We start from the raw sequence: 26,393 nt of genomic DNA, 5'->3' as shown, positions 1-26,393 counted from the left end.
AGACGGGATGGACGAGGCGTAGCGTCCGCCGGTCAGGCGGCGGACGACCCCTTCGCGGCACCGGGCGGGTTCGCGCGCAGCAGCGCCATCCCCCACGCGTTCGCGTACAGGAGGTAGACAGCGTAGGGAAGGAACCACCACGCGGCAACCCGGTCCAGCCCGAAGAGCAGCGCCAGCAGCCCGAGCGCGGCCAGGCTGTACGCGATCGAGGCGATGAAGCTCAGGCGCAGGCTGCGGAGCCGGAAGAACAGGTAGTTCCAGAAGGCGTTGGCGAGGAGCACGAGCGTGATCAGCGCCAGGCAGGCCGCGCGCGTCCGGCCCGGCGGCAGCAGGAGCAGCCGGTAGAGGACGGCGAAGCAGACGACGTAGTACGCGGCGCCGATCACGATCCACACCGCGAGCGGCGGCGAGAAGCGCGGCATGCGCAGCTCGGCGAAGCGCTCCCTGACGCCCCGGCCCGCGAAGACGCCTTCCAGGGCCGCCGCGGCGAGGCAGGCGGCGAGCGCGAGCGGCATTGGATGCGTCACGGCGCGATGCCTAGCCCTGGTCGTAGCGAAGATAGTTCAGCGTGGCGTCGTCGCCCCATAGCGCCTCCCAGTAGTTCACGCCGCTGCCGTCCGCGAAGAGGATGCGGCTCGCCGGGAGGCACTCGGACTGGAACTCGCGCCGCTCGCGGTTGATGAACCGGACCACCGCCTCGCGAGGAGCGGCCGGCATCTCCTCGCCGGTGAGAAGCCACGCGAGCTCAGCGGCCCAATCGGCGTCCCGGCTCGCTTCTTCGGGCGACTTCGCCCCTACCGACGCGATGACGCCGTCCCAGGTGGCGGGGTCGGCGGGGAGCGTGATCGCGAGGCTGTCGAGCACGCCGATGCCGCCGCTGTAGAACGAGAGGTCGTAGAAGACTCCGCCGGGCGGGGGCGGCGCGGGGAGATGGAGCACCCGGGCCACGACCTCGAGCCCGGCGTCGCGGTCCGCGTCCGCGTGGTGGAAGCGCCGCTCGACGCCGTCGTAGGGATGCAGGTCCATGCGTCGCCCTCTCCTCCCCGTTCGAACCGTCACCGGTGGCCGGCGACGCCCGAAGCGCGGCTCATACCGGATTCCACGATCGATGGCGCAATCTCGTACGGAAGCAAGGAAGATGTCATCCTGAGGAAGCGTCCGCCGATCCTCGCGTCCACGCCGGCGCCTGGACGCTTCCGAAGGATCTATGGCCTGCACTGCGTGGATCTTCGCAACGCGGGCCATGGATCCTTCGGCCTGCAGCCATTCGCGCCAACGCGGCGGCGGTCTGGCCGGCCTCGGGATGACACCGCTTCTGTAATGCACATCGATTTCGGAGACCGGTATCAGAAGCTGACCCTCGCGATCTTCGCCGCGACCTGCGACTTCACGGCGGCGGGGGCGGCATCGACGAAGACCTGCTGGACGGCCGCGGAAAGGGGCTGTCCGTACGCCGGCCGGAGCGGCAGGGCGGCGCGGTAGGCGGCCGCCATCGCCGCCGGGCCGATCATCTGGTACACGTCCAGGAGGGCGTGGACGTCCGCGTTGGCGTCGCGCCCGGGGACCCAGCCCCGCGTGAAGGTCCACGCCGAGACGTCCGCCGTGCCCGTCCGGAGCACGTTGTAGCCGTACAGCTCCAGGAACTGGGTCAGCGACTCGTTGGCCACGTAGCTGTGCGACAGCTCGTGGACGGTGATGGCGTCGTGCGGCAGGCGCGTCGCCGGCGTGCGGGTCTCGTACGTCCCCCGGTCTTCCAGGTTGAGCGTGCCCCCTCCCCCGCTGCTGCCGATTCCGAACCCGTACCAGATGCGCACGCTCGGGGTGGGGAAGGGCGTGTCGAGGAAGCCTTCCACGACCGGGACGGCGGACTCGGCGAAGCGGAGGGCGTCGAACGCCTCCGCCCGCATGTTCTCCGCGGGGAAGACGGCGGTGACGGGGACGCTCCCCCACCGCGCGGCGATGCGTCCCTCGGCGTACCGCCCGGCCTCGACGATGTCTCCCCCGAGCCCCGGCGTGCGCAGCAGGTCGATCCTGGCCTGGATGTACGAGGCGGACTGCGGGTTCAGGGGGAGGCTCTGCTCGAGGCGGGAGATGGTCGACGCGATGTGGCCGGCCAGCGCCCCGAGCATCGGGCGGGCGGTCTCGGGCACCGGGACGATGCGGGCGCGCAGCTCCACGGGCACCAGCCCTTCCACGCGCGCGAGGGCCGTCTGCGCCCCCTCGCCGCCCAGGGTCCACATGGCGGTCACACGCCCGTTCGCGTCGGTGCCCGCCGCCGCCGGCGAGACGGAGCCTCCGCCGGACGTCACCGAGAGGTGCACCGCGGCGTTGGGAACCCCCCGTCCCTGGGCGTCCACGACCCGGACGGCCACGACGTCCGGCAACGGGTACCCCGCCACCCCCGGATGCGGGTCTCGCAGGGCGACCTGCAGCGCCGCCGCGACGGGCGGGTCGGGGTCGGGGCCGGGAGGGCCGATCCCGTCGGAGCAGGAGAGGAGCGCGCCGCACGCGAGCGCGGCGAGGAGCGGGCGGCCGTGGCGCCGCGCGGGGCGGGGGGGCTGGAACATGGCGCAGCGGCGGTTCGTCGGGTCAGCGGGAGCGGGGCCGTGCACGGGCGGCCGGGAGCCACCTTCCAGAACGTCCCAGGCGGCCGCCGTGAGACGGGAGAGTCCGCCGGTCAGACCCGCTTTTCCGCGTGCTCGCACGGCAGGCTGCGAACCAGCGCGTGCACTTCGCCGAGGTTGCCGATCTTCAGGGGAAGCAGCCACGCCGATTCGCCGTTCCTGAACCAGATCTCCGTCCGCCAGAGATGCGCTTCGCCTGGCTGCGCCGGGTCGGGCCGGACCTGGTCGATCACGCGCTCCAGGTCGGCCCAGGCGAGCCACCGCCCGTCGTTGCGCTCCAGGCCCTCGGGGGTGAAGTACCTGACCGACCTCGCGCGGGCCCGGCGGTTCAGCCACACCACGAAGCCGTAGACGGCCAGCAGCATCGCGCCGATTCCCACGCCCACGGCGTTGCCTCCCGACACGCCGCCGATGAGGGCCGCCAGGCTCAGCGGGACGAGGAGAACCCCGAGCAGCACCATCGTGACGGACTGCAGCTTGCTCGTCTCGACGTTCAGGCGGTCCATGGCTCTCGCTCCTGCGAGGGGGATTCTCGATCCGGAGTAGCGCGCGGTGAGGCGTGGCCTGATACCTCCGGCGACCGCCTCATCCGACGAGGCGGAATCGGCCTTCGCCCAGTGGCAGCAGCTGGAACCGTGGCGGGCGGCGTCTCGGCCAGGTCAGCGTATGGTGCCGCCGGAGCCAGTCGCGGATGGCCGTGCCGCCGGAGTCGCGGAATTCCGGGCACTGGTTCCAGAAGCCCCGGGTCAGGCGGAACCGATGCGGCCGCCCGTCGATCTCGACCTCGATCTCGTTCCAGGTCCGGTCGAAGTGCAGATCGCGGTTCGCGATGCCGACGTGGATGCCGAAGGTGCCGCTGCCGTTCGACCACGCACGCGCTTCCATCGGCAAGTCCTTTCTCCTCCCGTGCGAGCCGGGTTCAGCGGGTCAGGTCCACGGTGACGAGCGGAACGTCCCAGTGCGCGATCAGGATCTCGAACCGCCGCTGCTCCTCGCGCCGGAAGGTCTCCTGGTCCGGGTACAGCTGCCGGACCAGGGCTTCCTCTCCAGAGGAATCCATGGCGGAGGCGGCGTCCCGGAACACGATGGTCACCCGGTAGTCCCACCTCCCCTCCTCGGTCGAATGGTACCGGGGCCTGACCGCCGTCACGCTCACCATGCGGCCGCTGCGGACCTGGGCCTGCAGGACGGGGAGGTGGTTCTTCCTGAAGAGGCGGATGAACTCGTCCGCGTAGCCCCACCTGGCCTTGTAGTAGTACTCGACCACGAAGGGCTCGCTCTGGGGGGACGCGGCGGGCGCCTGCGCGTGAGCCGCCGCCGAGGCGCCTGTCAGGGCGCCCAGGCAGGCGCCCGCCAGCACGACGGCGCGAATGAGCTGCGCTACCCGGTTCTGTCGCATGCCGAGCTCCTCTGCTGGTGCGCGAGCAGGGGCGCCGCTACGACGTCGACACGCTCTCGACGATCGTCCCCGCGCGCAGGATCGCGTAGCCGGTGTGCTTGCCGAGCTTGCGCCAGGTGCTCGGGGGGTTCGCGAAGGCCCAGAGCTCGTCGCCTTCGCGGGCGCGGCCCTTGAGCTTCTGCCAGGCCATCCGGGTGAGCAGGGCCGCCCGGTCCGGCCGCCCCGCCGCGAAGGAGGTGGGGGCGTCTTCGACGCGCCGGGTGAGCCAGTCCGGGGAAACTTCCATGGGAGGGCACCGTCAGGGGAACATCACCCGATTCGGCGAACGAGCGTCGGATACGCAGGTGCCTCGAGCGCGTGCGGGGAGCGGCTGCCACCGCCGCCACACCCGAAAGGTACGCTCCGGCGGCGCGGGAAGCGAGCCTCCGGACGCGCGGGCGGCGGCGGAGCGAGGGTGCGCCGGCCCGCCGCGCTCAGCCCGCGGTGCCGGCCGAGCTGCGGAAGCCGCTGAAGCACGCCCGGGTCCGCTCGTGCAGCAGCCGCTCGAGCGCCTGGGCGGCTGCCTGGCCCGCGTGCTCGTCGCCGCCGAGCGCCTGCTCGAGGGTGGCCAGACACACCTCCCGCACCAGCTCGAGCTCGCGGGCCAGCTGCGCCTCGCTCCACCCCAGGCGCTGGCGCTGGGCCCCGTGCAGCTCGCCGATCAGCCGCTGGATCCGGCTCCCGTCGGCCAGCAGCTCGCTGGGCTCGCCGCCCGTGCCCGCCAGGACCGCCAGCGAGTTGGCTATGTCGATCACCAGCGTGCCCAGGTGGTCGGCCACGTCCACGTCGCTCATCTCGTCGGTGAAGCCCAGCGACGCGTCCGCGCGCGCCCTGCGGACGAACTCGTCCACGGTGGAGCCCACCCGGCGCAGCAGCGTCTCGCCGGCCGCGGCGAGGCCCCGCCGGGCGGCCGCGCGGTCGGACTCGCCGCCCGGCGCGCGCGGCGGGCCGGGGCCGCGCGCCGTGTCGTCCGCCGGCGGCGCGTCGGGGGCGGGCGCCCCGGCGGGGAGCCGCAGCGTGAAGGTGGCGCCGGGGCCGCCGCCGCTCCGCCCCACCGTCACGTCGCCTCCCATCAGCCGCGCCAGCCGGCGGCTGATCGGCAGCCCCAGCCCGGTGCCGCCGTGGGGCCGGGTGAGCCCCGCGGCCCCCTGCACGAACGGCTCGAAGATCCGCTCCGCGTCTTCCGGCTTCACCCCCTCGCCGCTGTCGGACACCACGAAGAGCAGCCACGGCTCTCCGGCGCCGTCGGCTCCGCCGGCTCCGCCCCCCTCGGCGCGGCACTCCAGCGTGACGCGGCCGCCGGCGGGGGTGAACTTGATGGCGTTGGAGAGCAGGTTCACCAGGATCTGGCGCACCCGGTACTCGTCGCCCACGTAGCGCAGGCCGGCGGCGCCGGCGGTGGCGTCCACCAGCGTCAGCAGGCGCCCCGACGCCTGCGGTCGCACCAGCGCCAGGGCGCCGCGGGCCGTCTCGGCCGCGCTGAACTCTTCGTGCGCGACGGCCAGCCGCGCCGTCTCGCTCCGGGAGAAGTCGAGCACGTCGCCCACCAGGCGCAGGAGGTGGCGGGAGCTCTCCTGCGCCCGCCGCACGTACGAGCGCTGCGTGTCGGTCAGCGCGCCGCTGACGTCCATCTCCAGCAGCTCCAGGTAGCCGATGATGGCGTTCAGCGGCGTCTGCACCTCGTGCGTCATGGTGGAGACGAACTCGTCGCGGGTGCGCAGCGCCGTCTCGGCGGCGTCGCGCGCCTCGCGCAGGTGCTCTTCGGCCGTGGTGGCCTCTTCCAGCGCGGCCTCCACCTCCACCAGCGCGGCGTCGGCGGCCTCGCGGGCCTCCACGGCCTCGCGGTGGAGCCGCGCGTTGTCGACGGCCATGGCCGCGCGCCGCGCCAGGTCCTCGGCCATCACCACGTCGATGTCGCCGAAGCGCCGGCCGGTCTCGGCGGTCACGAAGGTCATGGCGCCCAGCACCTGGCCGCGCGCCACCATCGGCACGATCACGTACGAGCGGATCCCGAGCCCGCGCAGCAGCTCCAGGTGGCTGGCGTCGTGGGCGGCGGCGGCCAGCGCCTCGTCCGGCACGTCGAACACCATCTCGGGGCGGCCGGTGCGGATCACGCGGGGTGCGCCGATCAGGTCGCCCGTGCGGGGTGGATACTGCACGTGCAGCCGGCGCGCGGCCTCCTGCCTGTCGGGATCGGGGTGCACCACGGCCAGGCGGCGCACCTCGCCGCCCTCGGCCAGCACGTCCACGATGCACCAGGCGTCCAGGTACGGCAGCGACATGCCGGCCACGGTGGTGAGCGTGGCCTCGTAGTCGAGCGAGTCGGCCAGGCAGCGGCTGACCTCGGCCAGGAAGGAGAAGCGGTCGCGGCTGGCCTCGGCGGCGTCGCGCGCGCGCTCGGCGGACTCGAGCGCCGCGTGCTCCTCCGCGCCGGAGGGGGCGTTCCCGGCGGGCCGCGCGGCGGCGGCGCCCGCGCTGGCGCGCGGGTCCGGCGAGGGCGTGCCCTCCAGGTCGGTGGTGCTCAGGGCGTGTGCAATCCCGCGCGCTCGGTTCAGGCGTCCTGACGCGCCGTGGGCGGCGCGGCGGGAGGCGGCGTGTCGGCTCCCCACCCTACCCCACGCAAGTCCGTGTCCCGTACGCGCGGGCGGGGCCGTCAGGGGGGATCGGCCGGGTCGGAGTGCAATGCGGAGTGGCGGTCCAGGAGCAGGGGCAGCCCGGTCTCGCGCCACCAGTCCGGCCTGACGTGGCCGCCCGACATGCCCCCGTGGTCGTAGCGCGGGACGAAGATCGGCTCCGGGTGGGAGATCGGCCGCCCGGTCAGCCTCGCGAACGCCTCTTCCACGAGGGCCGCGACGCCCGCGGGCGTGGAGGGGCAGGCGACGTCCTCGAACTCCTTCGCCATCTCCCGCCACAGGTGCGGGTCGCCGCGGAACCCCCAGCGCGGCGGCTCGTCCCGGAAGAGCTCCGCGAGCGTCGCCGGTCTGCTCATGCGTGCCGAGAGCCGCCGGTCAGGCGCCCGCCATCAGGCGGGCAGGGTCCTGGGAGCAAGGGCCACCTCCGGGCGGAGGGCTGACGGGCTGGGAGAAGTTCTGCACAAGCATGCCTGTCCGCGCACACCCGCACAACGATTTCGTGCGGAGGATCGACGTCGAGCCTGGCGCGCGGTGCCGGGCGCTTACTTCACGCCGGATTCCCGGTAGCGCTCGGGCGCGTAGCGGGCGGCCAGCAGGCCGGTGGCCGCCTCGACGTCGATTTCCTGCACCAGCACGCCTTCCTCGCCGTAGGGCAGATACGCCAGGCACCGGCCCGAGGGGGCGATCAGGCTCGTGGCCGACTCCTGGAAGCGGAAGGCGTAGTTGACGCTGGCGAAGTAGATGGTGTTCTCGAGGCCGCGCATCATCATCGCCTTCTCGTAGTACGGCCCGCCGGCCGCGCCCCACTCGGCCGGGCGGACGCCCTCCCGGTCGCTCCCCGTGCAGTGGGGGTGGAAGACGATCCGGGCGCCGCGCACCGCCGCCCAGCGCACCGTCTCGGGGTAGCGGAAGCCCTCGTGGCAGATCGCCACCCCGAACCTGACCCCGTTGACCTCGAAGAGCCTCCGCGTGTGGCCGGGCACGTAGAACCGGTCTTCGGTGGGGTCCAGCTGGTTCTTGGTCTGGCATCCCACGACCCGGCCCGAGGCGTCGATCACGAAGGACGCGATCTGCCGCCCCGCGTCCGTGACGTTCTCCATCCCCATCACGACGGCCACCCCGTGCGCCCGCGCCCGCTCCGCGACCGCCTGGAGCGCCCGCTCCTGCTGCGCCCGGTCGAAGGGAAAGACTTCGAAGTCCAGCCCCCGCAGACCCGGGAGGTAGGCCTCGGGAAAGCACACGATCTCCGCCCCCTGGGCCGAGGCGTCGGACAGGAGCCGGTCGATCCTGGCCAGGCCGTCGTCGAGAGAGGAGGCGACGCCGGGCGACGCCAGGGCGATGATCATGGACGGCCTTCGATGAGAATGGATCGGCGAAGCCGGCTCGGGCGCCTGGAGTGGTGCACGGCCCTCACGGCGTGCCCACGGCGCGTTCAGGGCCGGGTGCGCGGGAAGCCCAGCGGACGTTCCGGAGCAGGAGAAAGGACGCGCCATTCTCGCCGGGACTGCGGTACGCGCCCTCCGCCTGCAGCAGCTTGGCGGAGATCGAGGTCATTTCCCATCCATCCACCTCGTCGGCCGGCCACTTGGCCCGGGTGAGCTTCCGGATGCCGTGCCTCCGGCCGTAGTCACGCACCCGCAGCACATCGCGGCGCAGCCTGGCATCGACCGTCGGGTTGTCCCACGCCCACAGCCAGGTGCCGGAGAGCGTCGAGGTGGAGCCGACGAACTGAATGTCCGCCACGACCTTCGCCACTCCGGAGTCGGAGAACACGATCTGCTCCGTGCCTTGGTCCCAATCGTAGCGCTGATAGCTGCCGAGGTGGTAGGCCGAGTCGAGAGCCGCCTGCCTGGCGGTCAGGTACGCGTGGGCATCGGTGAGGAACTCTGCGTACTCCCGCTCGCCCATGCGGCGGGAGCAGCCGGCGGAAGCGGCGAGCAGCAAGAAGAGAGTCAGGGCACGCACGATCGAGGGACCCGCGGTTCCACGCAGCGCGCGCGAGGCGGCGCCAGGGCGACGATCATGGATGATCCCGAGAGTGGGAACGGGACCCGAACCCCAAAGCTGTCATCCTGAGGAAGCGTCCGCGCCATTCTTCTCGGGGAGCAGACGGTCGGACGCTTCCCAGAGGACCCATGGGCCGCCTCGCGCAAATGCCGGTCCCCGTGCGGGGCGACCTATAGATCCTTCGAGCGCACAAGCTTCCGTGCAATAACGGCTTGCGCGCATGCGCCCTCAGGATCGTTGTTGAAGGTTGGTTTGGCAACACCTTCCCAACCGTGGATCAGTGCTCCTGGAGCCCCTTCGGATAGCGGTCCGCCACCAGGTTCAGCCTCACGCCGTGCTCGAGGAGTGCCTTGAGGCCCGCGAGCACCAGGGTGAACCCCTCGGTCGAGCCGGCCACCTGCTTCACGAGCTCGTCCCCGTCGCCGGTGAAGCCGGCTTCCGTGATGCGGACGAACGTCGTGCCGTCGTCCAGGGGCTCGAACGTCCACTCCACCGTGGTGGGGCCGCTGTAGCCGGGCCACTCGATCACGATGCGCCGGTGCGGCTCGACCGTCTTCGCGGTCACCTGCGCCGAGACGCCGTACATCTCCCAGTCCCACCGCACCTGCCCGCCGGCCTCGAGCCTGCCGCTGCTCCGGGTGAACCAGAACCGCGTGGTGACGCCCGGGTCCACGAAGGCCTCGAACACCTCGGCGGCGGGCCTGCGGACGAGCATCCCGGTCTCCATGACCGGCGCCCGCGTGAGCCGGAGGTCGTCCATGGCCGCCTCTCAGGCCGCTTCCTCGTACGCCCGGCGCAGCTCGGCCAGGTCGGGCTTCTTCATGCGCAGCATCGCCTCCATCGCCCGCTGCGCCCCCGCCGACTTCTCGTCTTTCAGGACCTCTTCCATCCCGGTCGGCACCACCTGCCACGACAGGCCGTACCGGTCCTTGAGCCAGCCGCACTGCTGGGCCTTCGGGTCGCCGCCCGCCGTCAGCTTCTCCCAGTAGTAGTCGATCTCTTCCTGCGTCTCGCAGAACACCTGCAGCGAGACGGCCTCGTTGAACGTGAACACCGGCCCGCCGTTGAGCGCGGTGAACGGCTGCCCGTCGAGCTCGAACGCCACCGTCATCACCGACCCCGCCGGCCGGTGGTGGATCTCGTGCCCCGCCGTGCCGTACCGCGTGATCGCGGTGATCCGCGAGTCGGGGAAGATCCCGCAGTAGAACCGGGCGGCCTCCTCGGCTTCGTCGGCGAACCACAGGCAGGGGCTGATTCGTTGCATCGCGGCCATGACTCTTCCCGGGCTGGTGGGCCGATGGTGGAAAGCGGCCGGCCCTTCGGAGGGCCCGCCCGCGAGGGGGGGATCGGCTCGACTAAGTAGAGCGAATCCAGATGGCGCGCAAGACCGGCCGGAGCACGCGCGTCTCCGGAGAGGCGTCCGCGCGTGTGGCCCCGCGCGCCCGATGCGGCTGGAGCCATGGCACCACGTTCCTGCCGATCATCCGCCGGGAGAAGGGTGCATCACGCTGGCCCCGACCAGGTGGCCTCTGGAAACGGCGAAGTGGGCGACCACGTCTTCGATCTGGTATTCGAAGTAGACGGCTCCCCGGCGAAACGCGAAGAAGGCCGCGCCGATGCAGAGCAGGGCACCGGTGATGCCGAGCCCGTGCCCGATCGGCTGTGGCGCGACGCCCCGGAATTGAACGGCGAAAAGCACGGCTGCCCAGACCAGGAACGAGAACGCGACCCCGTCGTAGGTGGCGGCCATCGCCCAGTATCGCATGAGGTGCTGGAGCACGATCGGGGACGACGGCTCGTGGGCGACTTCCGACCACATCCGGATGTACAGCCACCAGAAGCGCGGCTTATCGCCCGTGGTGTACGACGTGATGCTCTCCTCCGTCAATCCATGCGCGGCGAGCGCCACCGGCAGGGTCCGGTGGAGCGTGGACTTCCGGAACGTCCGGCCGCTGATCTCGCGTCCCACGGCAAAGGCGATGAGCCCGCAGATGTAGCAGGCGACGATCAGCGCCAGCACGCCCACCCACGGTGAAAACGGAAACACCTGCGGTTTCCGCATCATCAGGTAGAGAAACGAAAGAGCGGCGAACGAGGACGCGCCTCCCACGAAAAACGAGAGGTCGAAGATGTGGAAGAACTCACCGATGCGTGAGAAGATCGATCCGAGACCTGCGGCAATCTCGCCACTCGCGGTTTTGCCCTCAGCCATTCGGCCCCGCCTGGTGAAGGGTGGGTGATTCAGCAGAGATCGTACGGCGGGACTTTCTCGATCGCGGGCCGCTCATTGTCGGGAGAACTCGGCAGCTACGGGAGGGGCCGCGTCGGCCGCCGAGACGATTGCCGCGTGCTCCGGTTTTCAACCAAGAAGATCCGGTTCCATGCAGCGCGCAAGGGGAACGGCGCACGCCGTCCGGCGCAGGCGCCCGTGCGTGCGCCCGGGGTGCGCGCGAGGGGGCAGGGCCGTGCGGGTGCCGCGCCAGGCCCCCGGCCGGGCAGCAACCGCCACGATTATCACGGCCTCCGTCCCGGGGATCCGTCGCCGCACCAGCTTCTAACGGGCCATCCCAAGATAAACATGGACGCTGTCTATAGTTGGCTGTAGGAGAAAACAAGCTTCTTGACAGTGGGATCGCGCTCGTTATCGTTGTCGAGCGCGACCCACCGCTAAAAAAACGCCTGGTCTCCTTCCCAGAACACGTCCCCCGGGAGCTTGGACGGTGCTGTGCAGACCCCGTCCCGCGTTCCTCCGGCACGCCGTTGCTGGCCCTTGTTACCCGCAACTAAATGCAGCCAGACCAGAGCCTTGGCAGCCGCAGGACCTGCACGCCGTTGGTGGTAAAACATGCGTTGCTGTCCCAACCTCACCTCACCCCCGGAGGACGTACCATGAGAGTTCGGCTTGCGCTGGTCCTCACCGCTTCCCTCGGCCTCGCCGCCTGCCAGGGCGACGACTTCGCCCCCCCGGCCTCCCCGTCCATGAGCGCCGCCGCGGTCCAGGAGAACTTCCTCACGCACGCCCCCGACGCGGCGCTCAATGCCGCGCAGCGGAACCAGCTCGCCACCATCCGCGGTCGGGCCGGCACCGCCGAGGTGCACCTGGCGCGCATCGCCGCGGCCCCCGGCCGGCTGCTGCAGCAGGGCGCCGTTCTCCGCATCGGGCTGGCTCCGGGGCTGCAGGTGGACGCCGTCGGTGAGAACGTCGTGCAGCGCTCGGCCAGCGACATCTCGTGGTCCGGCCCCGTGCGGGGCGGCAACGGCTGGGCGCAGATGGTGTTCATGGACGGCGGCCTGACCGCGACCGTGACCGTCGGGTTCACCACGTACAGCATCGAGCCGCTGGGCAACGGGCTGCACGCCGTGTCGCGCATCGACCAGAGCGCGCTCCCGCCGGAGCACACCCCCGAAAACCCGAGCGGCGTGCTGGACGCGCCCGGCCCGGTCGCGGCCGGGTTCCTGGGCACCCGGATCGCCGAGCCCCGCATGGCCACCACCGCGGCCCTCAGCCAGATCAACGTGCTGGTGGTGTACACGGCGTCGGCCGCCTCGGCCGCGGGGAACATCGCCAGCAAGATCCAGCTCGCGGTGGACGAGACCAACCAGTCCTACGCGAACAGCGGGATCAGCATCAACATGGTGCGCGTCAACACCTCGCAGGTCACCTACAGCGAGACCGGCAAGAGCTTCTCGACGCACGTGAACTACCTGAAGGGCACCACCGACGGGCAGATGGACAACGTGCACACCCTGCGCAACACCTACGCGGCCGACGTGGTGCTGCTGGTGGTGAACGACAGCGAGGCGTGCGGGATCGCCGCCGCCATCAACGCGACCGCCAGCTCGGCGTTCGCGGTGGCGCACTACAGCTGCATCACGGGCTACTACTCGTTCGGCCACGAGATCGGGCACCTGCAGGGCGCCCGGCACGACCGCTTCGTGGACGGCACCCTCTCGCCGTACCAGTACGGCCACGGCTACATCCCGTCGACCAAGAACTGGCGCACGATCATGGCCTACGGGAACAACTGCAGCAACTGCACGCGCATCCAGTGGTGGTCCAGCCCGCTGAAGACCTACCCGTCCACGGGCCAGGTGATGGGGACCGCCACCTACGAGGACAACGCGCGGGTGCTCAACCTGACCGCGCCCACGGTGGCGGGCTTCCGCTAGCCGCACCCCTTCAGGCGCGCAACAACGAAGGAGGCGGGGCCGCCGCGGCGGCCCCGCCTCCTTTCGCATGTCGCCGAGGCCGACTGCCCGGCCGGCCGCATTGAATAGTTCTGGATCCTGATCTTCCGACGAAAGGCCTCACACGGAGTCAACGGAGTCAACAGAGAAACCCGCGGTTCTCCGTTAACTCCGTTGACTCCGTGTGAGACATTCGGTTCAGAGACTTCGATCCCGAAGCTCCCGCAGCGGTATCAGCCGGCGCCTGCCGCTCGCCGCCGATCGGTCAGCCGGGACCAGAAAGGGGGGCGTCCGCGCGGAGCATGGTGCAGCTCGAAGCGGGTCTCGGCGTCCTGCCAGACGTGCACGCTGGCGCCGTCGCCGCCGGCCCGGACCTCGGCCGGCGGCCCCAGGCTGGCCGTGTAGTCGCGGACCTTCGTGGCGAGCGGCTCGGAGCCGTCGTAGACGAACGTGAGCCCGCGGAGAACGCCCCGTGCGTCCGTGTGGGCCGTGATCGCCTCGGTGCCGCCCCCGCCGAACGTCCCCGGCCGCAGCGCGTAGGTCGTGTCGTCGATCCGCTCGGCCAGGTCGAAGCGGCGAAACGGCTCGCCCAGCCGGAGCTGGCCGTCCACTACGTTGATGTACCGGTACACCGGCCGGGGCGCCCGCACCCCGGCCGGACCACAGCCGGCCACGGCCACCAGGCTCAGCAGAAGGGCGTACCTGCGCATGGTGCGTCTGGTCGATGTGGCGGTTCGCCCGCGGATCCGCTCAGAACCCGATGCGAGGGGTGTCCCGGGCCAGCATCGAGAGGTCGTCGCCGATGTCCTCGGGGAGCAGGGTGGTCAGCTCGTCGACCGTCACGGCGCCGTCCTCGGCCGCGCGCGAGGCCATCCGGGCGTACGCCTGCTCGAAGAGCGAGCGCGCGAAGCGGGCGTTGCCGAAGTCCTTCTTCCCGGAGGCCCGGGTGAAGATCTCCTCCGCCCTCGCCAGGGCGCCCTCGGCCAGGCTGAGGCCCGCCTCCTGCGCCATCCGCGCGAAGATCTCGGTGAGCTCCGCCGACTTGTAGTCCGGGAAGGCGACGTACGTCTTGAAGCGGCTGCGCAGCCCCGGGTTGGACTCGATGAACTCCGTCATCTCCTCCTCGTAGCCGGCGACGATCACCGCGAAGTCGTCGCGGTGGTCCTCCATGGACTTCACCAGCGTGGCGATCGCCTCGTGGCCGAAGTCGACCTCGGAGCTCGGCGTGAGCGCGTAGGCCTCGTCGATGAAGAGCACGCCCGGCCGCGTCCGGTCGATCACCTCGCGCGTCTTGATGGCGGTCTGCCCGACGTACCCGGCGATCAGGTCCGAGCGGGTGGCCTCGGTGAACTTCGATCCCGGCAGCGCCCCGGCCGCGGCGTAGAGCCGGGCCACCAGGCGCGCGACGGTCGTCTTCCCGGTTCCCGGCGGGCCGGTGAACACCAGGTGCAGCCCCGGCTTCACGGGCTTCAGCCCCGCCCTCTCCCGCTCGGTGTTCGCCTGCACCACCGCGATGACCTTGCGCACCTGGGCCTTGACCGGCCCGAGCCCCACCAGGGCGTCGAGCTCGGCCAGGACCCCGGCGACCGTCTCCGCGCCCTGCGTGGCGGCCGCGCCGGCCTCGGCCCGGCCGGCCTCCTGCTCGGTGGTCTGCGTCTGCGACCCGGCGCCGGCGCCGCCCGGCTTGTCGTCCGCCGCCTGGAACGCCTGCCGCAGGGCGGCGATCGCGTCGTCGTCCGACTTGAGCGTGTCGAGGAGCGCGGTGGCCGCCTCCGTCATCGCCGGCTTTGCCCCGTACGAGCTCCCGTGCGGCTCCAGCGCGCTCTTCGCGGGCGCGAAGCACGCCTCGCAGTCCGGGCGCTGGCGGAAGTGCCGGGCCAGCGCGAACAGGACGTGGCGCGGCTCCACCTCGGCATGGTGGTACGCCTTGGCCGCCGACACCGCCGCCTCGTGGATGACCGCACGGTTCATGGTCTCACCTCACGCGTAGTCGGCCAGGCGCTTGCCGCCGAACTTCTGCTTGAGCTCGTCGTCCAGCTTGTCGGCCGTGCCCAGCATGGCGTACATCGCCGAGGACAGCTCCTCCTCGTCCAGGTAGTCGCCCAGGAGGGTGTGCGACGACATCAGGAACAGCTTCCCCGGGGCGGACGAGTCGTCGTGCGCGGAGATGTGCCCGAAGAAGAAGTTGCCCCCCTCCTTCGCGACCCACTCGAACAGGCCCGGCGACGGGTCGACCTCCCAGAGGATCGGGCAGGAGAGGCGGACCAGCGACGCCGGGTCCCCGTCCTTGTTGGTCCCCCACTCCTGGACGCTGATGCTCACCCGCGTGCTCACGTCCGTGAACGAAACGTTGATGGTGTCGCCGTGAAGCTGGATGCGAAGTCCCATCGGCCCCGTCAAGATCCGCTGCACCTTCATCATGGTCTGGTCGACGTTTGCCACGGAACCCTCCCTGGGTGTGAGCGTGGATGCGGTACCTCCGGCGTGCCCGCAGCATGGCATCCGGCGGCGAGCCGCGCAAGACATACGACCCTATCGGCCGATGCGTGCGGGGCGACGGCGAGCGAACGGGCAGGCCCGCCGCTCCGCCTCCGCGGGCCTCGCCGGGCGCCTGCCCGGTCACTCGCGCTGCTCGCGCCTGGCGTGCCGCCTGGCGGCCACCTCGTACGCATCGGCGAGCAGCGGCCGCACTTCGGCCTGGAACGTCGCGTCGCTCGGGTTGAGGATGCAGACCCAGGACTGCGGTGCGTACACGGGGTGCGGCATGACCACGTCCAGCGCGGTGAAGTCGTGGCCGGTGCCGGCCACGCCGGCCGCGCCGGGAGGCGGCGGCTGTGGGCCGAACAGCGAGCGGTAGGTGTCCTTCCCGACGCCGATGTTCAGGCGGAACACGCCCGGGCGGTCCAGGTTCGAGGCGCGGTCGAAATCCCCGTAGTCCCTGGTGACGATGGTGGCGAAGGGAAACTGGTGCTGCGGCGGGAGGTCGCCGTCGGGGTCGTAGATGAAGAACGTATCGCCCCAGGCAATCTCGGGAGCCCCGTTCTCCCGCGACGCCACGGTCGCGTCGACTCCGGCGAAAGTGTCGGCGATGTACCGGGTGATCGAGGTTTCGTCCATGGGTGGCCTGGAGCCGGTGGTCCGTCGTGCGAGGGATTCCGGGTGCGCCGGCTGGACCGGCGGCGGGCCTATCGTCGCGGCGCCGGTCAAGCGGACACCGCGCCCGGACCGGTCACACCGAACGGGTCGAGCAGCACGGGTGCGTGGTGATGCCGGTATGCCACGAAAAGCTGGTGCCGCGCAGGGTCACGGTGTCGCCGAGCGAGGGCCGGAGGCGGCCGTAGCCCAGGGAATCGAGCAAGGGCCGGTTCCAACGCTATGCCCGGCGCCGGCGCCGCCTGCAGCGAGCCGGTCAGGGCCGGGTGGGTGCGGCGGCTTTCCCGCCGACCTGCTCCCGGACCCAGAGGAGCCACGGGTCGTCGGGGCCACGGAGCTGCTCGTTCGTCGGCGCGAGGAGGGTCCAGTACGGGGTCAGCCCCCGGAGTCTCCGGTTCCCAGGCACGCGGCCGAGCAGGAGCAGGTACTCCGCGCCGATCCGGTAGTATGCATTGATGCAGTCCCCGGCGGCATGGAGCGTACGATGGGAGAGATAGGGTACGGGCCCCTCCTGGAAGTCGTCGTGCTCGGTGACCACGCCGCCGAAGTAGATCGTGTCGGATACGTTCTCCCCCTTCAGGACCTCCCGCACCTCGAAGGCGAGCGTATCGTAGTCCCACGCCTTCAGCCTGCGTCCCGGCGTGGCCGAGCCGACGGCGACCGCCCGCACCACCACCTCGGCATCGTTCACGATCCGCCGCGTGCGAGCGACGGAGAACTCGATCGGCGGATCCACGGAGCACATCGCGCCGGGTGCGCGGGCATCCGGTGAGGCAGTGAGCGCGGCGACGAGGGAAAGCAGCACCTGGCCGAGCGGTGGAAGCATTCGATCTCTCCTCGGTTCTCCCGGGTGCGTGTGACGGCGAGAGGCCGGGCGCGCGCGGCCTGCTCCGCGACCCGCATCCGCGAAATCGCCGGCGCCGCGCATCGCCGGCATGCGCCTGGCCAGGCGCGGCACGGGCGTGCTACGAACAGGGCGTACGGACGGCCATGGCTGGTCCGCCGTCCGTCACGAACGGCGGACCGAAGTCCCACATCTCCTTCGCGTGGCCTCGCAGGGTATCGCGCTGGCCCGGCGCGATCGCCAGGGTGAGCTCGGTGCCGCTGAAGCCGGTGTGGAAGAGGAGCACCACGCTGTCCGGCGTAGCGCCCCAGCTCCAGCGCGACGCACCCATCCCCTCGTGGTCCTGGTCTTCCAGCGGGCGCAGCGTGGAATCGAGACGGACCGCCACCCACGCCGAAACAGGTTCCGGGGCCGGGTCCCGCGGCCTCCAGTCGTCCAGGGTCAGGCGCACGTGGGATGGGGCGAAGTACAGGCTCCCGGCGGCCGGCTGGTTGGAACGGTCCAGCAGCGCGTAGCAGCCGGCCAGCTCGCTGGGGAGCACGGGCGCTCGCCGGGCGGTCGAGATGCGCTCCGGGGCGCTCGTGCAGACGCTGCTGGACACCAGGACCAGTCCCGCCAGGAGAGCTTTCGGACTCACGAGTCCTCGAGGATTCGGGAGGCGCCCGGACATCGTGGCAGGCTGCACATCGCAGCCTATCGCAGATACGCGGCGCGCGAAGGTGCGCCGCGCACTCTCGCGATCCAGGCAAATGGGCCGTAGCTACACCGTTCTGCCTTCCCGCAGGATATTAGGGCGCCACGCCGCACCCGATCAAGGCGAACGTCGATTCGAAGCGGGCCCCGCACTCCGACTCACGCGAAGAACTCCGGGTAATACCTGGGACAGATGCAATTCCTGTTGTCCTGGGGCGGTTCGATGCGCTCGAACGGCAGGGCCTTCAGGAGAAGTTCGAGTCGGGCTGCATTCTCGACATCTTCTTCCGTCACGTCATAGCCGGAGTGGACCGAGATGGTGATCCTGTGATTTCCGCACCACATGAAGACCTTGATGCCGGACAGCGTGCAATGGCCTGGCTGCTCGATCCACCGCGTATTCGGGATGATGGACGGGAAGGCCGCGAATTCATCCTGTCGATACGGCCTTCCGGGAACCGGCCGCGGCGGCTCGGCCGAATGGACCACCGGCTGGAAGCCGACATGGCGGAAGAAGCTCAACAGCTGCTCCTCCGTCTCGTAGCTGAACGCCACGTCGAGCGAGTCGCCGTCATTGGCGTGGCCGCCCCGCGCTCGACGGAATCGGAACACGCCGAGCTTGCGGGCCCATGCCTGCAGGGTTTCCCTCGAGTGCTGCTCGAAGAGATATCGCTCCCAGAGATCCACGATCCGCCTCCAGCATTCTCGACTTCCGCCGGCGCCGCCCGTCCCTGGCGGGAAGGGCCGGCGCTCGCGCACGTGCGCACGACAGTTTACGCAGTACACCAGAAGGGGTGCCAGGCAAGGCCGAGAGGTGGGCGAGGTGGGCGGGTTCCGCGGTGGACGTGGGAGGAAAACAGACGAAGACGCGGAGAAGGGGTTTGCTTCCTCCGCGCCCTCTTTCGTTCGTACGCGGCTCTGCGTACGTCCGGTTTGCCGCGTTCAGCCCGTCGTGCAGGGGTTGAAGCAGGACTCCTGGAAGGTGCACCCCGCCTGGCACGAGAAGTTGTCGCAGGTGTTCCCGCCCCTGGTGGGAGCGTGCGCGTGCACGGTGCCGTCGCTTTCGCCGCGTATCGACTCGGGCGTGAACGACTCCACCGCCAGATGGTCGAGATTCAGCTTCAGCTTGCGCATGTGCGGCTCCTTCGGAAAGAGTGACAGCTACTTTTCAGTCGTAATTCGCAAGAAAGGCGCCCATATGTCTCGTCATCGCTGCCGCATCCACGCATCCTGCAGCGTTTGCGGCGAATCCGCAGTTGCGACGCAGGTCGCGCCCACGGGCTGGTTGCATGTGTCGCCGTCGCGGCACCGCCACTCGCGCCGACTTCCCTCCGAGCGAAGTAAGCGCATGGATTCCCGCCTCGCCCGAACACCCGCGTTCGCCTGCGCGGCCAGCCCCTGATCCCGAGCTTGGACTTCCATCAGGTTCCGACGAACACGCCCGTCGTCAGACTGCCGCGGGGAGCATGGGCGCGTTTCATTGACCGGCAGGTGGCTGCCACAATTCGACCTTGTTTCCCTCAGGATCGATGACCCATCCGAACTTGCCGTACTCGGAGTCATCGATCTTGTCGAGGACGTTGCAGCCTTCCGCTTTGAGCGCCGCGACCAGGGCGTGGAGGTCTTCAACGCGGTAGTTGACCATGAACGAGGCTTTGCTCGGAGCAAACTGCTCGCTTTCCTCCGAAGCAACCAACCAGGCGGTCGTTCCGCCCGTGGGCTTGCCATCCGAGTCGACCCAGTCGAACGCGGCACCGCCCCACGGCTGGACATCGATGCCGAGATGAGCCTTGTACCAGGCCTGCAGCGCAGGTGCATCCTTCGCCTTGAAAAAGATGCCGCCGATGCCAGTGACTCGCTTCATGTGAATCTCCGATGTGCGGTGATTGGGGGGGGGCGTTCTTCCGCGGCCCAACGCCGCGCATCACCCGCCGCCCAGGCCTCTCGCGGAGCATGAGAGCCGTCGTGTGGGCGGTCGGGTGCATGCCGTTGTTGGGCGCTTGTTGCAACGAGGGGCGTAAACCACGCGGGGAGGGTTGCGTCATGGGCGCAAATCGGCCCGACGGGGCGGACGCCGCCACCCGCCCCAGGAGCTCCCCCTCGTACGATTGGCCTGACCGGTCAGTCGTCTACCTGGCCCGACGCTTCGCACTGTGTGCAGTCGTACCTGTTCCCCATGGAGTCGAAGATGTAGCCTCGGCCGCCGCAGTTGGGGCAGGTGGCCATGTGGTACTTGGGGACGTCACCCCGCTCATCACCGATCGGCTCTCCGCGCTCTCGAACATCCATGGCCCATCTCCTTGGTCGAGGTATTTTGCGATGGGAAGCGTCCAACGGCACCAAGGTCAGGGGTGCGAGGCCGGCGCGCAAGCCTGTCGTCCGCCAATCATGGACGGCCCCGCATCCCCTGCAGCCGATTGTCAGGCGAGCGCCGGCCGGCTCCGCACCGAAGCGGAAGGCGCACCGATGGTGGTGCGTCGCCGGGTGCGAGGGTGGTGCGCACCGGCGGATCGGGCGTCCCGTGGCGGCCCGCACCCAGCGGACCGGCCACATAGATCTCTCTTACGGGGTCAGTGGCAAGATCAGTCCTCAGCTCACCGCCTTCTTCACGAGCGCGCCGATCCTCGCCTCTTCGGCGGCGGTCAGCTCCTTCAGCGCGAAGGAGGTCGGCCACATGGCGCCTTCGTCGAGGTTCGCCTCGTCGCTGAAGCCGAACGTCGCGTACCTCGATTTGAACTTCTGCGCGCTCTGGAAGAAGCAGACGACCTTGCCGTCCTTTGCATACGCGGGCATCCCGTACCAGGTTTTCGGCGCGAGGGCCGGCGCGCTGGCTTTGATGATGGCATGGAGCCGCTCGGCCATGGCGCGATCCGGTTCCGGCATCTCGGCGATCTTCGCGAGCACGGCGCCTTCCCCGTCCGCCTGGCGCGCTTCCGCCTTCAGCTCCCGGGCGCGCTCCTTCATCGCAGCCCGTTCTTCGTCCGTGAATCCCTGGGACTTTTCGTTGGTCACGGTGGCGCTCTTGGCGGATTTCTGCGTGTCCTTCTTGGGGCTCACAGGAACCTCCTCGTACTGGCTCAGGGTGGAAGCTTTGCCGCGGTTCGAATGCGGACCTGCGTCATTCTACCATGCGCGCCTGACATTATGTAGGCGGCGCGCCGCAGCATGGCCGCAGATACGCAGTGCGGCCCGTCCCTCGCGGGGAAGGGCCGGCGCTCGCGCCCGCGCGCACGACGACAGCCTACGCAGCACTTTAAAGCGATGCCCAGGCGAGACGACCTCCAGAGCATCCTGATCCTCGGCAGCAGGCCCATCGTGATCGGGCAGGCGGCCGAGCTCGACTACTCGGGGACGCAGGTCGTCAGGGCGCTGCACGAGGAGGGATGCCGGGTGATCCTGACGAGGATTGCATGGCCGAGCCGGATCCCGCAACGACGCTCTGCGGCCGCTTCAGCGTAGTACGTCGATGGCCGCAGTCGTGACCACGCCCTCTACAGCGTGAGCGAGCTCGGAGTCGAGGGTGATGAACGCGTCCGCTTGAAGTTTGGTGAGTGCGATGTACTCGGCAAGCAGCGTGTCGGCCCACCCGAGCTTCTCGGCGATCCTCCAGGCCACGTCTTGAAGGACGCGATCGCCGAGCAGTCGAATGCGTAAAGCGCGCACATACTCGAGGCGTCGCTCGGCATCCTTCCGGGTTATCTCTCCCTGGCGTACCGCTCGATAGAGCAGCGATAGCGTCTGCGAGCGAAACAGGGTAGGAGCCAACATCTGATGCTCTTCCGGGATCGCGGCCTCCAGAGCCGCGAGGTGGAGAGCCACATCTGGGCCGATCACGTACTTACCCATCGTCGCCAGCTCCGTGCCTCATGATATACGCCAATCCTGCGAAGTCCGCGCGTCTAACTACGCGTTGAAGCTGACGGGCGCGCTCGAGTGCCGTGGCCAGGGAGGGTGCCCGCGGCGCGCCCGCTTCCGCCAATTCGCATGCTCAGTGCGACACGGCCAAGCAGCCGCTGGCGGCCCAATAGAAGGAAAGGCGACCTGGGAGAGCGTAGACTTCAGCCCCGCATCTCCTGCAGCCGATTGTCAGGCGGCTGCCGGCTACCGCCGCACCGAAGTGGACCATCTCGGAAATGGCTCCTCCCAAAGACGCTCATCCATGAAGATGCCACCGAGTGTCAAGGGCGTCCTGAGCCCCGCTGCCGCTCGCCGCACGAGCCTCTGCCGCTCCACCTCGTCGAGCAGCCGCCCGTTCGCCACGACGGCGCGCACGCGGCGAATCGCGCCAATGTCACGCAGCGGGTCCGCGTCTAGTAACACGAGGTCCGCGAGCTTGCCGGGTGCAACAGCGCCTAGCGAATCGGTCGCCGCAAGATAAAGCGCGGGGTCGAGCGTCGCCGCGCGCAACACCTCGAGTGGAGTGAGCCCCGCTGCCGCGAGCAGCGTCAGCTCGTCGGCGAGTGCCGGGCGCGCAATGTCGCGGTCGGTGCCTGCCAGGAGGCCCACGCCGGCGCGCCGCATGTCGCGTACGAGCCGCATCTGGAGCGCAAGAAGCGAGTCGGCCCACCGCCGGTCCTCCGACGTTAGCCGCAGTGTCGCGTCGCTGAGCGCGTCGCGCAACGGCTGCGATATGAGCGTCGGGACCTCCCACTGACGCGCGGCGACAATGGTGCCAATGCGCGTGTACTCGCGCGTTGCGCTGAAACTCTCGACGAGCGGCCGCGTGAGCGTCGCCCGGAAGACTGCCGCGTCGTCCGGTGCGCGTCCGGCGCGCATGTCGCGCAGCGCGCCTGCGACGATCGTATCGACAGCGGCGCGCAGCGCCTGCTCGCGGTCGGAACAGGCGAGCAGTTCGCCGTAGAAACGACCGCCCAGGTGCTCGATGCTGTGCTGGCCGGCGCGTGTCGCTTCGTCCGCGGTGATCGACGGCGGGATGTGGCCGGCGAATGCGATGCCGCGCCGTCGTGCCTCGTCTGCGATGGCGAAGTACTCCGCGCGCGGTAGCGCGTCATGCACCTTCACGAAGTCGACACCGCGCGAGACGAGGCTATCCACGGCGGCACGCGCTTCGCGCGCGGTTGACACGGAAAGGATGAGCGGTGTGTGGAATGGGAGTGGACCGTTCAGCAAGGGGCCCGCCACGACCACCCGCGGTAGTGGGAGCTCGTCGTCTGACGGCGGCCGCCGGCTCTCGGCGCGCAGCCGCAGCACGTCCTCGAGCGGCGTGCCCATATCCCGTACGCCAGTGATCCCTTGCGCGAGTAGTGCGGGCAGGTAGCGACGGCCATGGTCGTAGCCACCGGAATGCACGTGCATGTCCCAAAGCCCCGGGACGAGGAACGCGCCGCGGCCGTCCACCACCCGCGCTCCGCCAGGTACGGCGACCGACCGGGCGGGTCCCACCATCACGATCCGCGTGCCGGCGACGAGCACCGTTTGCGCAGCGAGCCGCGTCCCGCGCGTGACGTCGATCACTGTCACGTTGGTGATCGCGAGGTCGCCGGACGTTGTGGACGGCGGCAGATGACGACACGTCGCTGTAACGAGCAACAGGGTTAAGACTGCGCCACGCGCAGCAGATATCGACGCTTCGCGGATTCGCCGTGACCCATGGACGGGAACGGTGGCTGACCGCTCCGCCCTGCACCGGTACAATCCTGACAGGCGTATCATGCCGGAATCGTCCTTTGAGTCCGAGTGTAGCTGAAATCTGACGCCCGTCGCCCAATCATGATTTCATTGGTGTTAGAGATCTGCTTACAGTAGAAACAGCCAGCCGTACCCCTTCGCGCGAGCAGCTCGCGGTCTTACGTGCCGCATGTATCAGATCAATTGATTCTTGATCCCTTGAGAAAGGGACATCGCGGCTTATGCGGTCTAACAAATAGGGGTCAGGGGTGCGGGGCCGGTGCTCCGAACCCGGAAAAATGCTCGAGAACATGGCCGGCCCCGCATCCCCTGCACTGCGTGGTCAGGCGAGGCGTTGCGGTTGAACATGAACTCACACCGGCAAGGCGGCCCACACGTGCCAAATGCTCCAGGGAGCGCAGGTCTCAGGTTCGGGCAATGACGTAATGCCCCGCTTTCCCACTCGGGACGTATTCCGTGCACGCGTAGCCGAGCGCCGGAAGGTTGAGTCCCGCAAGCAGGTGCTCTCCCGAGCCGAGCAGGATCGGTGCTACGGCCAAATGCATTTCATCTACTAAGCGGGCCTGCAAATACTGGCGAAGGGTGGCGACGCCACCAAGGAGACGAATGTCCCGGGGACCCGCCGCGTCGCGGGCACGCTCCAGCGCCACTTCGATGCCTTCGGTGACGAAATGGAAGACAGTCCCCCCTTCCATTTCAAGTTGCGGCCGCGGGTGGTGCGTCAGAACGAACACAGGCGCGTGATAAGGCGGATTCGCTCCCCACCAGCCGCGCCAGGACTCGTCAGGCCAGGGACCGCGTATGGGGCCGAACATGTTACGACCGAGTATCCATGCTCCGATATTCGCAAAGCCGCGGGCTGCGAAGTCCTCGTCAATGCCCGTGTCTCCACCCTCGCGGCGTTGCATGCGTTTGAAGGTGCGGGTGTGAACCAACCAGTCATGCAAATCCTCTCCGCCGACGCCGAGCGGATTCTCGACCGACTGACTTGAACCCGCGCCGTACCCATCGAGAGAGATCGAAAAGCCGCGAACGAGCAGTCGTGCCATTGACGCTTATCCTCAGGTTGAAGGAACGTCCGCTAATCCCGACGCCTGGGCGGACCGCCTAACGAACAAGCTTCAGGGGCACGGGGCCGCACCAAACTCTCCGCAGGAAAAGATGCACGACCCCGTGTCCCCTGCAAGCGGGGGTTAGGCCGGGGGCTTGGCGCAAGACAGATGGACCGAGTGCGAGACCGGAGGCCCACTAGCGGAGTGCGACAATCGCGATTGCGATCAAGATAAGAGCGAGGGCAGCAAGCCCGAGTCCCACGAGCCGGCCACGCTTCGAAGGAGGAGGGGGTGCATCAGCCTGAGGAGCCGGACCGCCCGCCTGCACAACGAAGACCTGAAGCAGAGGAAAGAGATCATGCGACGTGAACTTGGTGCTGTACCCGCCCCTCTCCAGGGACCTGCTGACCTCGAGATGCTCGGAGATCCAGGCATCGAGCTGTTCTGGCGTTTGGGCAATGGACCCGTCGACGACCATGCGCGAAGCAATGGTGCGGGTCGTAGCGCGGACTTCATCCGGAAACCTGTATCGCGGCGCTCGCATCAGCATCTCCTACGGGCGACCGGGTGGCGAATGGCTCAGGCACTCCGGTGGAGACAGAGGCAAATGATACGCCCGAGTTCGTCGGGATAGGCCTAACATCATAGGTAACCGCGCACCGCAGCCTATCCTGCAGCTACGCGGCGCGCGACGCGCAGCGCAGCACTCTTGCGATCCGGGCAAATGGACGTAACAGCCGCCACCTGCCCTCTCCGCAGGATATTACGCCGCTACACCGCACCCCATCAAGACGAATGTCGGAACCCAGGCTGCTGGGCCGCGTCCGCTGCGAGATCCGCGTCCGCCGGGGTGCGGAGCCCGCTCGACCTGTGACGCTTCACGATCATCTTTCCCCACGGCGTCCGGCCGCGTAGATTCCCGCCCCGACCACAGATCCGTGATTGAGCCGGCGCCGGCCCGTCCCTCGCGGGAAGGGCCGGCGCTCGCGCACGCGCGCACGACAGCCTACGCAGGCACCAGCAAAGCGATGCCCAGGCGAGACGACCTCCAGAGCATCCTGATCCTCGGCAGCGGGCCCATCGTGATCGGGCAGGCGGCCGGGTTCGACTACTCGGGGACGCAGGCGTGCGCGCCCTGCGCGAGGAGGGGTACCGGGTGAATCTGGTACGGAGCGACTCTCGCGATCTTGTTGTTCTGAGGGTAGGATCGAAGATGCCCGGCCGCACATCCCCTGCAGGCCGTGTCAGGCGAGAGGACGCCCAGGGCGTGTGTGCGAAGAGTCTGTAGGCTCCCGGTCCCGTGATTCGCGGCACCGGCGCGCTCGGCGTCGACACCACGCGCAACGCGGCACTCTCCGCGCCAGAGACTGTGGGTGCTATCTCTTGCGCCGCGCGGTCCTCACGCCGAGCGCCACCGCGCCGATCATCAGCAGGAGGCCGATTAGCGCCGCGCCTGGCGCGTCATCGGTGCAGCAACTGGTTCGCCGGCTCTCGCACCGCCGAGTGCAAGTAACCGGCTCATCGGTGTTTGCCGCGGCACCGCTAAGCTCGCTCCATCTGGCTGTAACACGTCTGCGTGATGTATTGCACCTGTGGCTGCCCGCGGGCGTACTCAAGCGCGCGACTCAGCGGCCCAGTCGTCCCATCGCTCGGGATGCGCACTATATAAACTGAGCCCATGTAGCCTCCCTCCAGACGCCGATGGAGTCGATGATCGCTTGCTTTTCCGCCAGCGCAACGCCAGGTCTGAAACGCAGTTCGACTGCATCTGCGATGCAGACGGAACCCCGCGTCCGCGACACGATCTCCCAATGACGTTGGAGCAGATACCACCTGTTGGGGAAGGTGTCTGGGACGGGCCCCCGACACCCTGGCATCGCGGGATCAAGGGTGCAGAGCGCCTCACGTGTTGCGGCGAACTGCGGTGCGGGCGTGGGTTGTGGTGCCCCAACCCCGGAGCGGCTACATGCCGCGGTGAGCGCGAGGAGCAGGAATCCAGTTCTCATTACCCTGCGAGACGCGGGCGAACGCCAGAGTTCAGCTGCGAAACGGGCCTGACGGAGGCGTGGGCGCCACACGCAGCGTCGGCCCGTTTCGTCAGCTGCAACGATT

General features: G+C 69.3%; 29 protein-coding genes. 2 read left to right on the top strand and 27 right to left on the bottom strand.

Features of this window, described 5'->3' with window-relative positions; genetic code table 11:
- Window positions 1-32 precede the first annotated feature (32 nt).
- The 14 genes from VF746_15705 to VF746_15640 form a co-directional block, all read right to left on the bottom strand.
- The gene (locus VF746_15705; GenBank protein HEX8693867.1) at window positions 33-515 is read right to left on the bottom strand and encodes a TspO/MBR family protein; all 483 of its coding nucleotides are present in this window, start codon (window positions 513-515) and stop codon (window positions 33-35) included.
- A gap of 22 nt (window positions 516-537) precedes the next feature.
- Complete coding sequence (locus VF746_15700) at window positions 538-1,026, bottom strand: hypothetical protein (GenBank protein ID HEX8693866.1); 489 nt, start codon at window positions 1,024-1,026, stop codon at window positions 538-540.
- 320 nt (window positions 1,027-1,346) lie between these two features.
- A complete protein-coding gene (locus tag VF746_15695; protein HEX8693865.1) occupies window positions 1,347-2,567 on the bottom strand; it encodes a hypothetical protein in 1,221 nt (406 codons plus the stop codon).
- 110 nt (window positions 2,568-2,677) lie between these two features.
- On the bottom strand, window positions 2,678-3,130 hold the full coding sequence (locus tag VF746_15690; GenBank protein ID HEX8693864.1) for a hypothetical protein: 453 nt from the start codon (window positions 3,128-3,130) through the stop codon (window positions 2,678-2,680).
- A gap of 79 nt (window positions 3,131-3,209) precedes the next feature.
- Window positions 3,210-3,515: a hypothetical protein gene (locus VF746_15685; protein ID HEX8693863.1), complete on the bottom strand. Its 306-nt coding sequence runs from the start codon at window positions 3,513-3,515 to the stop codon at window positions 3,210-3,212.
- Window positions 3,516-3,543: 28 nt separating this feature from the next.
- Window positions 3,544-4,023 (bottom strand): hypothetical protein, encoded by a 480-nt coding sequence (locus tag VF746_15680; GenBank protein HEX8693862.1) that lies wholly within the window; start codon window positions 4,021-4,023, stop codon window positions 3,544-3,546.
- A gap of 37 nt (window positions 4,024-4,060) precedes the next feature.
- A complete protein-coding gene (locus VF746_15675; GenBank protein HEX8693861.1) occupies window positions 4,061-4,309 on the bottom strand; it encodes a hypothetical protein in 249 nt (82 codons plus the stop codon).
- Between the two features lie 187 nt (window positions 4,310-4,496).
- The gene (locus tag VF746_15670; GenBank protein ID HEX8693860.1) at window positions 4,497-6,671 is read right to left on the bottom strand and encodes a GAF domain-containing sensor histidine kinase; all 2,175 of its coding nucleotides are present in this window, start codon (window positions 6,669-6,671) and stop codon (window positions 4,497-4,499) included.
- 44 nt (window positions 6,672-6,715) lie between these two features.
- Window positions 6,716-7,051 carry a hypothetical protein gene (locus tag VF746_15665; protein HEX8693859.1) on the bottom strand — a complete coding sequence of 112 codons (336 nt, stop codon included), beginning with the start codon at window positions 7,049-7,051 and terminating at the stop codon, window positions 6,716-6,718.
- A 186-nt stretch (window positions 7,052-7,237) separates the two neighbouring features.
- Entirely contained in the window at window positions 7,238-8,041 is an 804-nt protein-coding gene (locus tag VF746_15660; protein ID HEX8693858.1) for a carbon-nitrogen hydrolase family protein, read from the bottom strand.
- 64 nt (window positions 8,042-8,105) lie between these two features.
- Window positions 8,106-8,639 (bottom strand): hypothetical protein, encoded by a 534-nt coding sequence (locus VF746_15655; protein ID HEX8693857.1) that lies wholly within the window; start codon window positions 8,637-8,639, stop codon window positions 8,106-8,108.
- 340 nt (window positions 8,640-8,979) lie between these two features.
- Window positions 8,980-9,462 carry an SRPBCC family protein gene (locus VF746_15650; GenBank protein HEX8693856.1) on the bottom strand — a complete coding sequence of 161 codons (483 nt, stop codon included), beginning with the start codon at window positions 9,460-9,462 and terminating at the stop codon, window positions 8,980-8,982.
- Between the two features lie 9 nt (window positions 9,463-9,471).
- Window positions 9,472-9,966: a VOC family protein gene (locus tag VF746_15645; GenBank protein ID HEX8693855.1), complete on the bottom strand. Its 495-nt coding sequence runs from the start codon at window positions 9,964-9,966 to the stop codon at window positions 9,472-9,474.
- Window positions 9,967-10,182: 216 nt separating this feature from the next.
- Window positions 10,183-10,914 carry a hypothetical protein gene (locus VF746_15640; GenBank protein HEX8693854.1) on the bottom strand — a complete coding sequence of 244 codons (732 nt, stop codon included), beginning with the start codon at window positions 10,912-10,914 and terminating at the stop codon, window positions 10,183-10,185.
- Between the two features lie 677 nt (window positions 10,915-11,591).
- On the opposite strand from VF746_15640, the gene VF746_15635 reads away from it, so the two are divergent.
- On the top strand, window positions 11,592-12,872 hold the full coding sequence (locus VF746_15635) for a M12 family metallo-peptidase (GenBank protein ID HEX8693853.1): 1,281 nt from the start codon (window positions 11,592-11,594) through the stop codon (window positions 12,870-12,872).
- 251 nt (window positions 12,873-13,123) lie between these two features.
- On the opposite strand, the gene VF746_15630 is transcribed toward VF746_15635, so the two are convergent.
- From VF746_15630 to VF746_15570, 13 genes are all read right to left on the bottom strand, one after another.
- The gene (locus VF746_15630; protein HEX8693852.1) at window positions 13,124-13,600 is read right to left on the bottom strand and encodes a hypothetical protein; all 477 of its coding nucleotides are present in this window, start codon (window positions 13,598-13,600) and stop codon (window positions 13,124-13,126) included.
- A gap of 40 nt (window positions 13,601-13,640) precedes the next feature.
- The gene (locus VF746_15625; protein HEX8693851.1) at window positions 13,641-14,861 is read right to left on the bottom strand and encodes an AAA family ATPase; all 1,221 of its coding nucleotides are present in this window, start codon (window positions 14,859-14,861) and stop codon (window positions 13,641-13,643) included.
- 9 nt (window positions 14,862-14,870) lie between these two features.
- Window positions 14,871-15,332, bottom strand: coding sequence for a hypothetical protein (locus VF746_15620; protein ID HEX8693850.1), 462 nt, complete (start codon window positions 15,330-15,332; stop codon window positions 14,871-14,873).
- A gap of 177 nt (window positions 15,333-15,509) precedes the next feature.
- Entirely contained in the window at window positions 15,510-16,007 is a 498-nt protein-coding gene (locus tag VF746_15615) for a DUF6194 family protein (protein ID HEX8693849.1), read from the bottom strand.
- A gap of 292 nt (window positions 16,008-16,299) precedes the next feature.
- Window positions 16,300-16,869 (bottom strand): hypothetical protein, encoded by a 570-nt coding sequence (locus VF746_15610; protein ID HEX8693848.1) that lies wholly within the window; start codon window positions 16,867-16,869, stop codon window positions 16,300-16,302.
- Window positions 16,870-17,008: 139 nt separating this feature from the next.
- Window positions 17,009-17,524: a hypothetical protein gene (locus VF746_15605; protein HEX8693847.1), complete on the bottom strand. Its 516-nt coding sequence runs from the start codon at window positions 17,522-17,524 to the stop codon at window positions 17,009-17,011.
- A gap of 215 nt (window positions 17,525-17,739) precedes the next feature.
- Window positions 17,740-18,267, bottom strand: coding sequence for a hypothetical protein (locus VF746_15600; GenBank protein HEX8693846.1), 528 nt, complete (start codon window positions 18,265-18,267; stop codon window positions 17,740-17,742).
- A 255-nt stretch (window positions 18,268-18,522) separates the two neighbouring features.
- Entirely contained in the window at window positions 18,523-18,714 is a 192-nt protein-coding gene (locus tag VF746_15595) for a hypothetical protein (protein HEX8693845.1), read from the bottom strand.
- 343 nt (window positions 18,715-19,057) lie between these two features.
- Window positions 19,058-19,444, bottom strand: a complete 387-nt coding sequence (locus tag VF746_15590) for a VOC family protein (GenBank protein HEX8693844.1) — start codon at window positions 19,442-19,444, stop codon at window positions 19,058-19,060.
- 725 nt (window positions 19,445-20,169) lie between these two features.
- Window positions 20,170-20,637, bottom strand: coding sequence for a DUF1801 domain-containing protein (locus tag VF746_15585; protein HEX8693843.1), 468 nt, complete (start codon window positions 20,635-20,637; stop codon window positions 20,170-20,172).
- A 393-nt stretch (window positions 20,638-21,030) separates the two neighbouring features.
- Window positions 21,031-21,426 (bottom strand): type II toxin-antitoxin system VapC family toxin, encoded by a 396-nt coding sequence (locus tag VF746_15580; protein HEX8693842.1) that lies wholly within the window; start codon window positions 21,424-21,426, stop codon window positions 21,031-21,033.
- Between the two features lie 255 nt (window positions 21,427-21,681).
- Window positions 21,682-23,055, bottom strand: coding sequence for an amidohydrolase family protein (locus VF746_15575; GenBank protein ID HEX8693841.1), 1,374 nt, complete (start codon window positions 23,053-23,055; stop codon window positions 21,682-21,684).
- A 578-nt stretch (window positions 23,056-23,633) separates the two neighbouring features.
- Entirely contained in the window at window positions 23,634-24,278 is a 645-nt protein-coding gene (locus VF746_15570; protein ID HEX8693840.1) for a dihydrofolate reductase family protein, read from the bottom strand.
- 1,031 nt (window positions 24,279-25,309) lie between these two features.
- On the opposite strand from VF746_15570, the gene VF746_15565 reads away from it, so the two are divergent.
- Window positions 25,310-25,441 (top strand): hypothetical protein, encoded by a 132-nt coding sequence (locus VF746_15565; GenBank protein ID HEX8693839.1) that lies wholly within the window; start codon window positions 25,310-25,312, stop codon window positions 25,439-25,441.
- Window positions 25,442-26,393: the final 952 nt, after the last annotated feature.

Origin of the sequence: Longimicrobium sp., assembly GCA_036389795.1 — a bacterium.
In the GTDB taxonomy this organism is placed as follows: domain Bacteria; phylum Gemmatimonadota; class Gemmatimonadetes; order Longimicrobiales; family Longimicrobiaceae; genus Longimicrobium.
Note: the sequence above shows the minus strand (reverse complement) of the source record. Positions and strands in the feature narration are given on the sequence as shown.

Coding starts and splice junctions, on each gene's coding strand:
- VF746_15615 (HEX8693849.1), bottom strand. CDS start 16,007: ATGGACGAAACCTCGATCACCCGGTACATCGCCGACACTTTCGCCGGA.
- VF746_15570 (HEX8693840.1), bottom strand. CDS start 24,278: ATGGCACGACTGCTCGTTCGCGGCTTTTCGATCTCTCTCGATGGGTAC.
- VF746_15675 (HEX8693861.1), bottom strand. CDS start 4,309: ATGGAAGTTTCCCCGGACTGGCTCACCCGGCGCGTCGAAGACGCCCCC.
- VF746_15700 (HEX8693866.1), bottom strand. CDS start 1,026: ATGGACCTGCATCCCTACGACGGCGTCGAGCGGCGCTTCCACCACGCG.
- VF746_15705 (HEX8693867.1), bottom strand. CDS start 515: ATGCCGCTCGCGCTCGCCGCCTGCCTCGCCGCGGCGGCCCTGGAAGGC.
- VF746_15565 (HEX8693839.1), top strand. CDS start 25,310: ATGCCCAGGCGAGACGACCTCCAGAGCATCCTGATCCTCGGCAGCGGG.
- VF746_15640 (HEX8693854.1), bottom strand. CDS start 10,914: ATGGCTGAGGGCAAAACCGCGAGTGGCGAGATTGCCGCAGGTCTCGGA.
- VF746_15590 (HEX8693844.1), bottom strand. CDS start 19,444: ATGAAGCGAGTCACTGGCATCGGCGGCATCTTTTTCAAGGCGAAGGAT.
- VF746_15650 (HEX8693856.1), bottom strand. CDS start 9,462: ATGGACGACCTCCGGCTCACGCGGGCGCCGGTCATGGAGACCGGGATG.
- VF746_15695 (HEX8693865.1), bottom strand. CDS start 2,567: ATGTTCCAGCCCCCCCGCCCCGCGCGGCGCCACGGCCGCCCGCTCCTC.
- VF746_15635 (HEX8693853.1), top strand. CDS start 11,592: ATGAGAGTTCGGCTTGCGCTGGTCCTCACCGCTTCCCTCGGCCTCGCC.
- VF746_15595 (HEX8693845.1), bottom strand. CDS start 18,714: ATGCGCAAGCTGAAGCTGAATCTCGACCATCTGGCGGTGGAGTCGTTC.
- VF746_15680 (HEX8693862.1), bottom strand. CDS start 4,023: ATGCGACAGAACCGGGTAGCGCAGCTCATTCGCGCCGTCGTGCTGGCG.
- VF746_15645 (HEX8693855.1), bottom strand. CDS start 9,966: ATGCAACGAATCAGCCCCTGCCTGTGGTTCGCCGACGAAGCCGAGGAG.
- VF746_15610 (HEX8693848.1), bottom strand. CDS start 16,869: ATGCTTCCACCGCTCGGCCAGGTGCTGCTTTCCCTCGTCGCCGCGCTC.
- VF746_15665 (HEX8693859.1), bottom strand. CDS start 7,051: ATGAGCAGACCGGCGACGCTCGCGGAGCTCTTCCGGGACGAGCCGCCG.
- VF746_15660 (HEX8693858.1), bottom strand. CDS start 8,041: ATGATCATCGCCCTGGCGTCGCCCGGCGTCGCCTCCTCTCTCGACGAC.
- VF746_15625 (HEX8693851.1), bottom strand. CDS start 14,861: ATGAACCGTGCGGTCATCCACGAGGCGGCGGTGTCGGCGGCCAAGGCG.
- VF746_15690 (HEX8693864.1), bottom strand. CDS start 3,130: ATGGACCGCCTGAACGTCGAGACGAGCAAGCTGCAGTCCGTCACGATG.
- VF746_15630 (HEX8693852.1), bottom strand. CDS start 13,600: ATGCGCAGGTACGCCCTTCTGCTGAGCCTGGTGGCCGTGGCCGGCTGT.
- VF746_15580 (HEX8693842.1), bottom strand. CDS start 21,426: ATGGGTAAGTACGTGATCGGCCCAGATGTGGCTCTCCACCTCGCGGCT.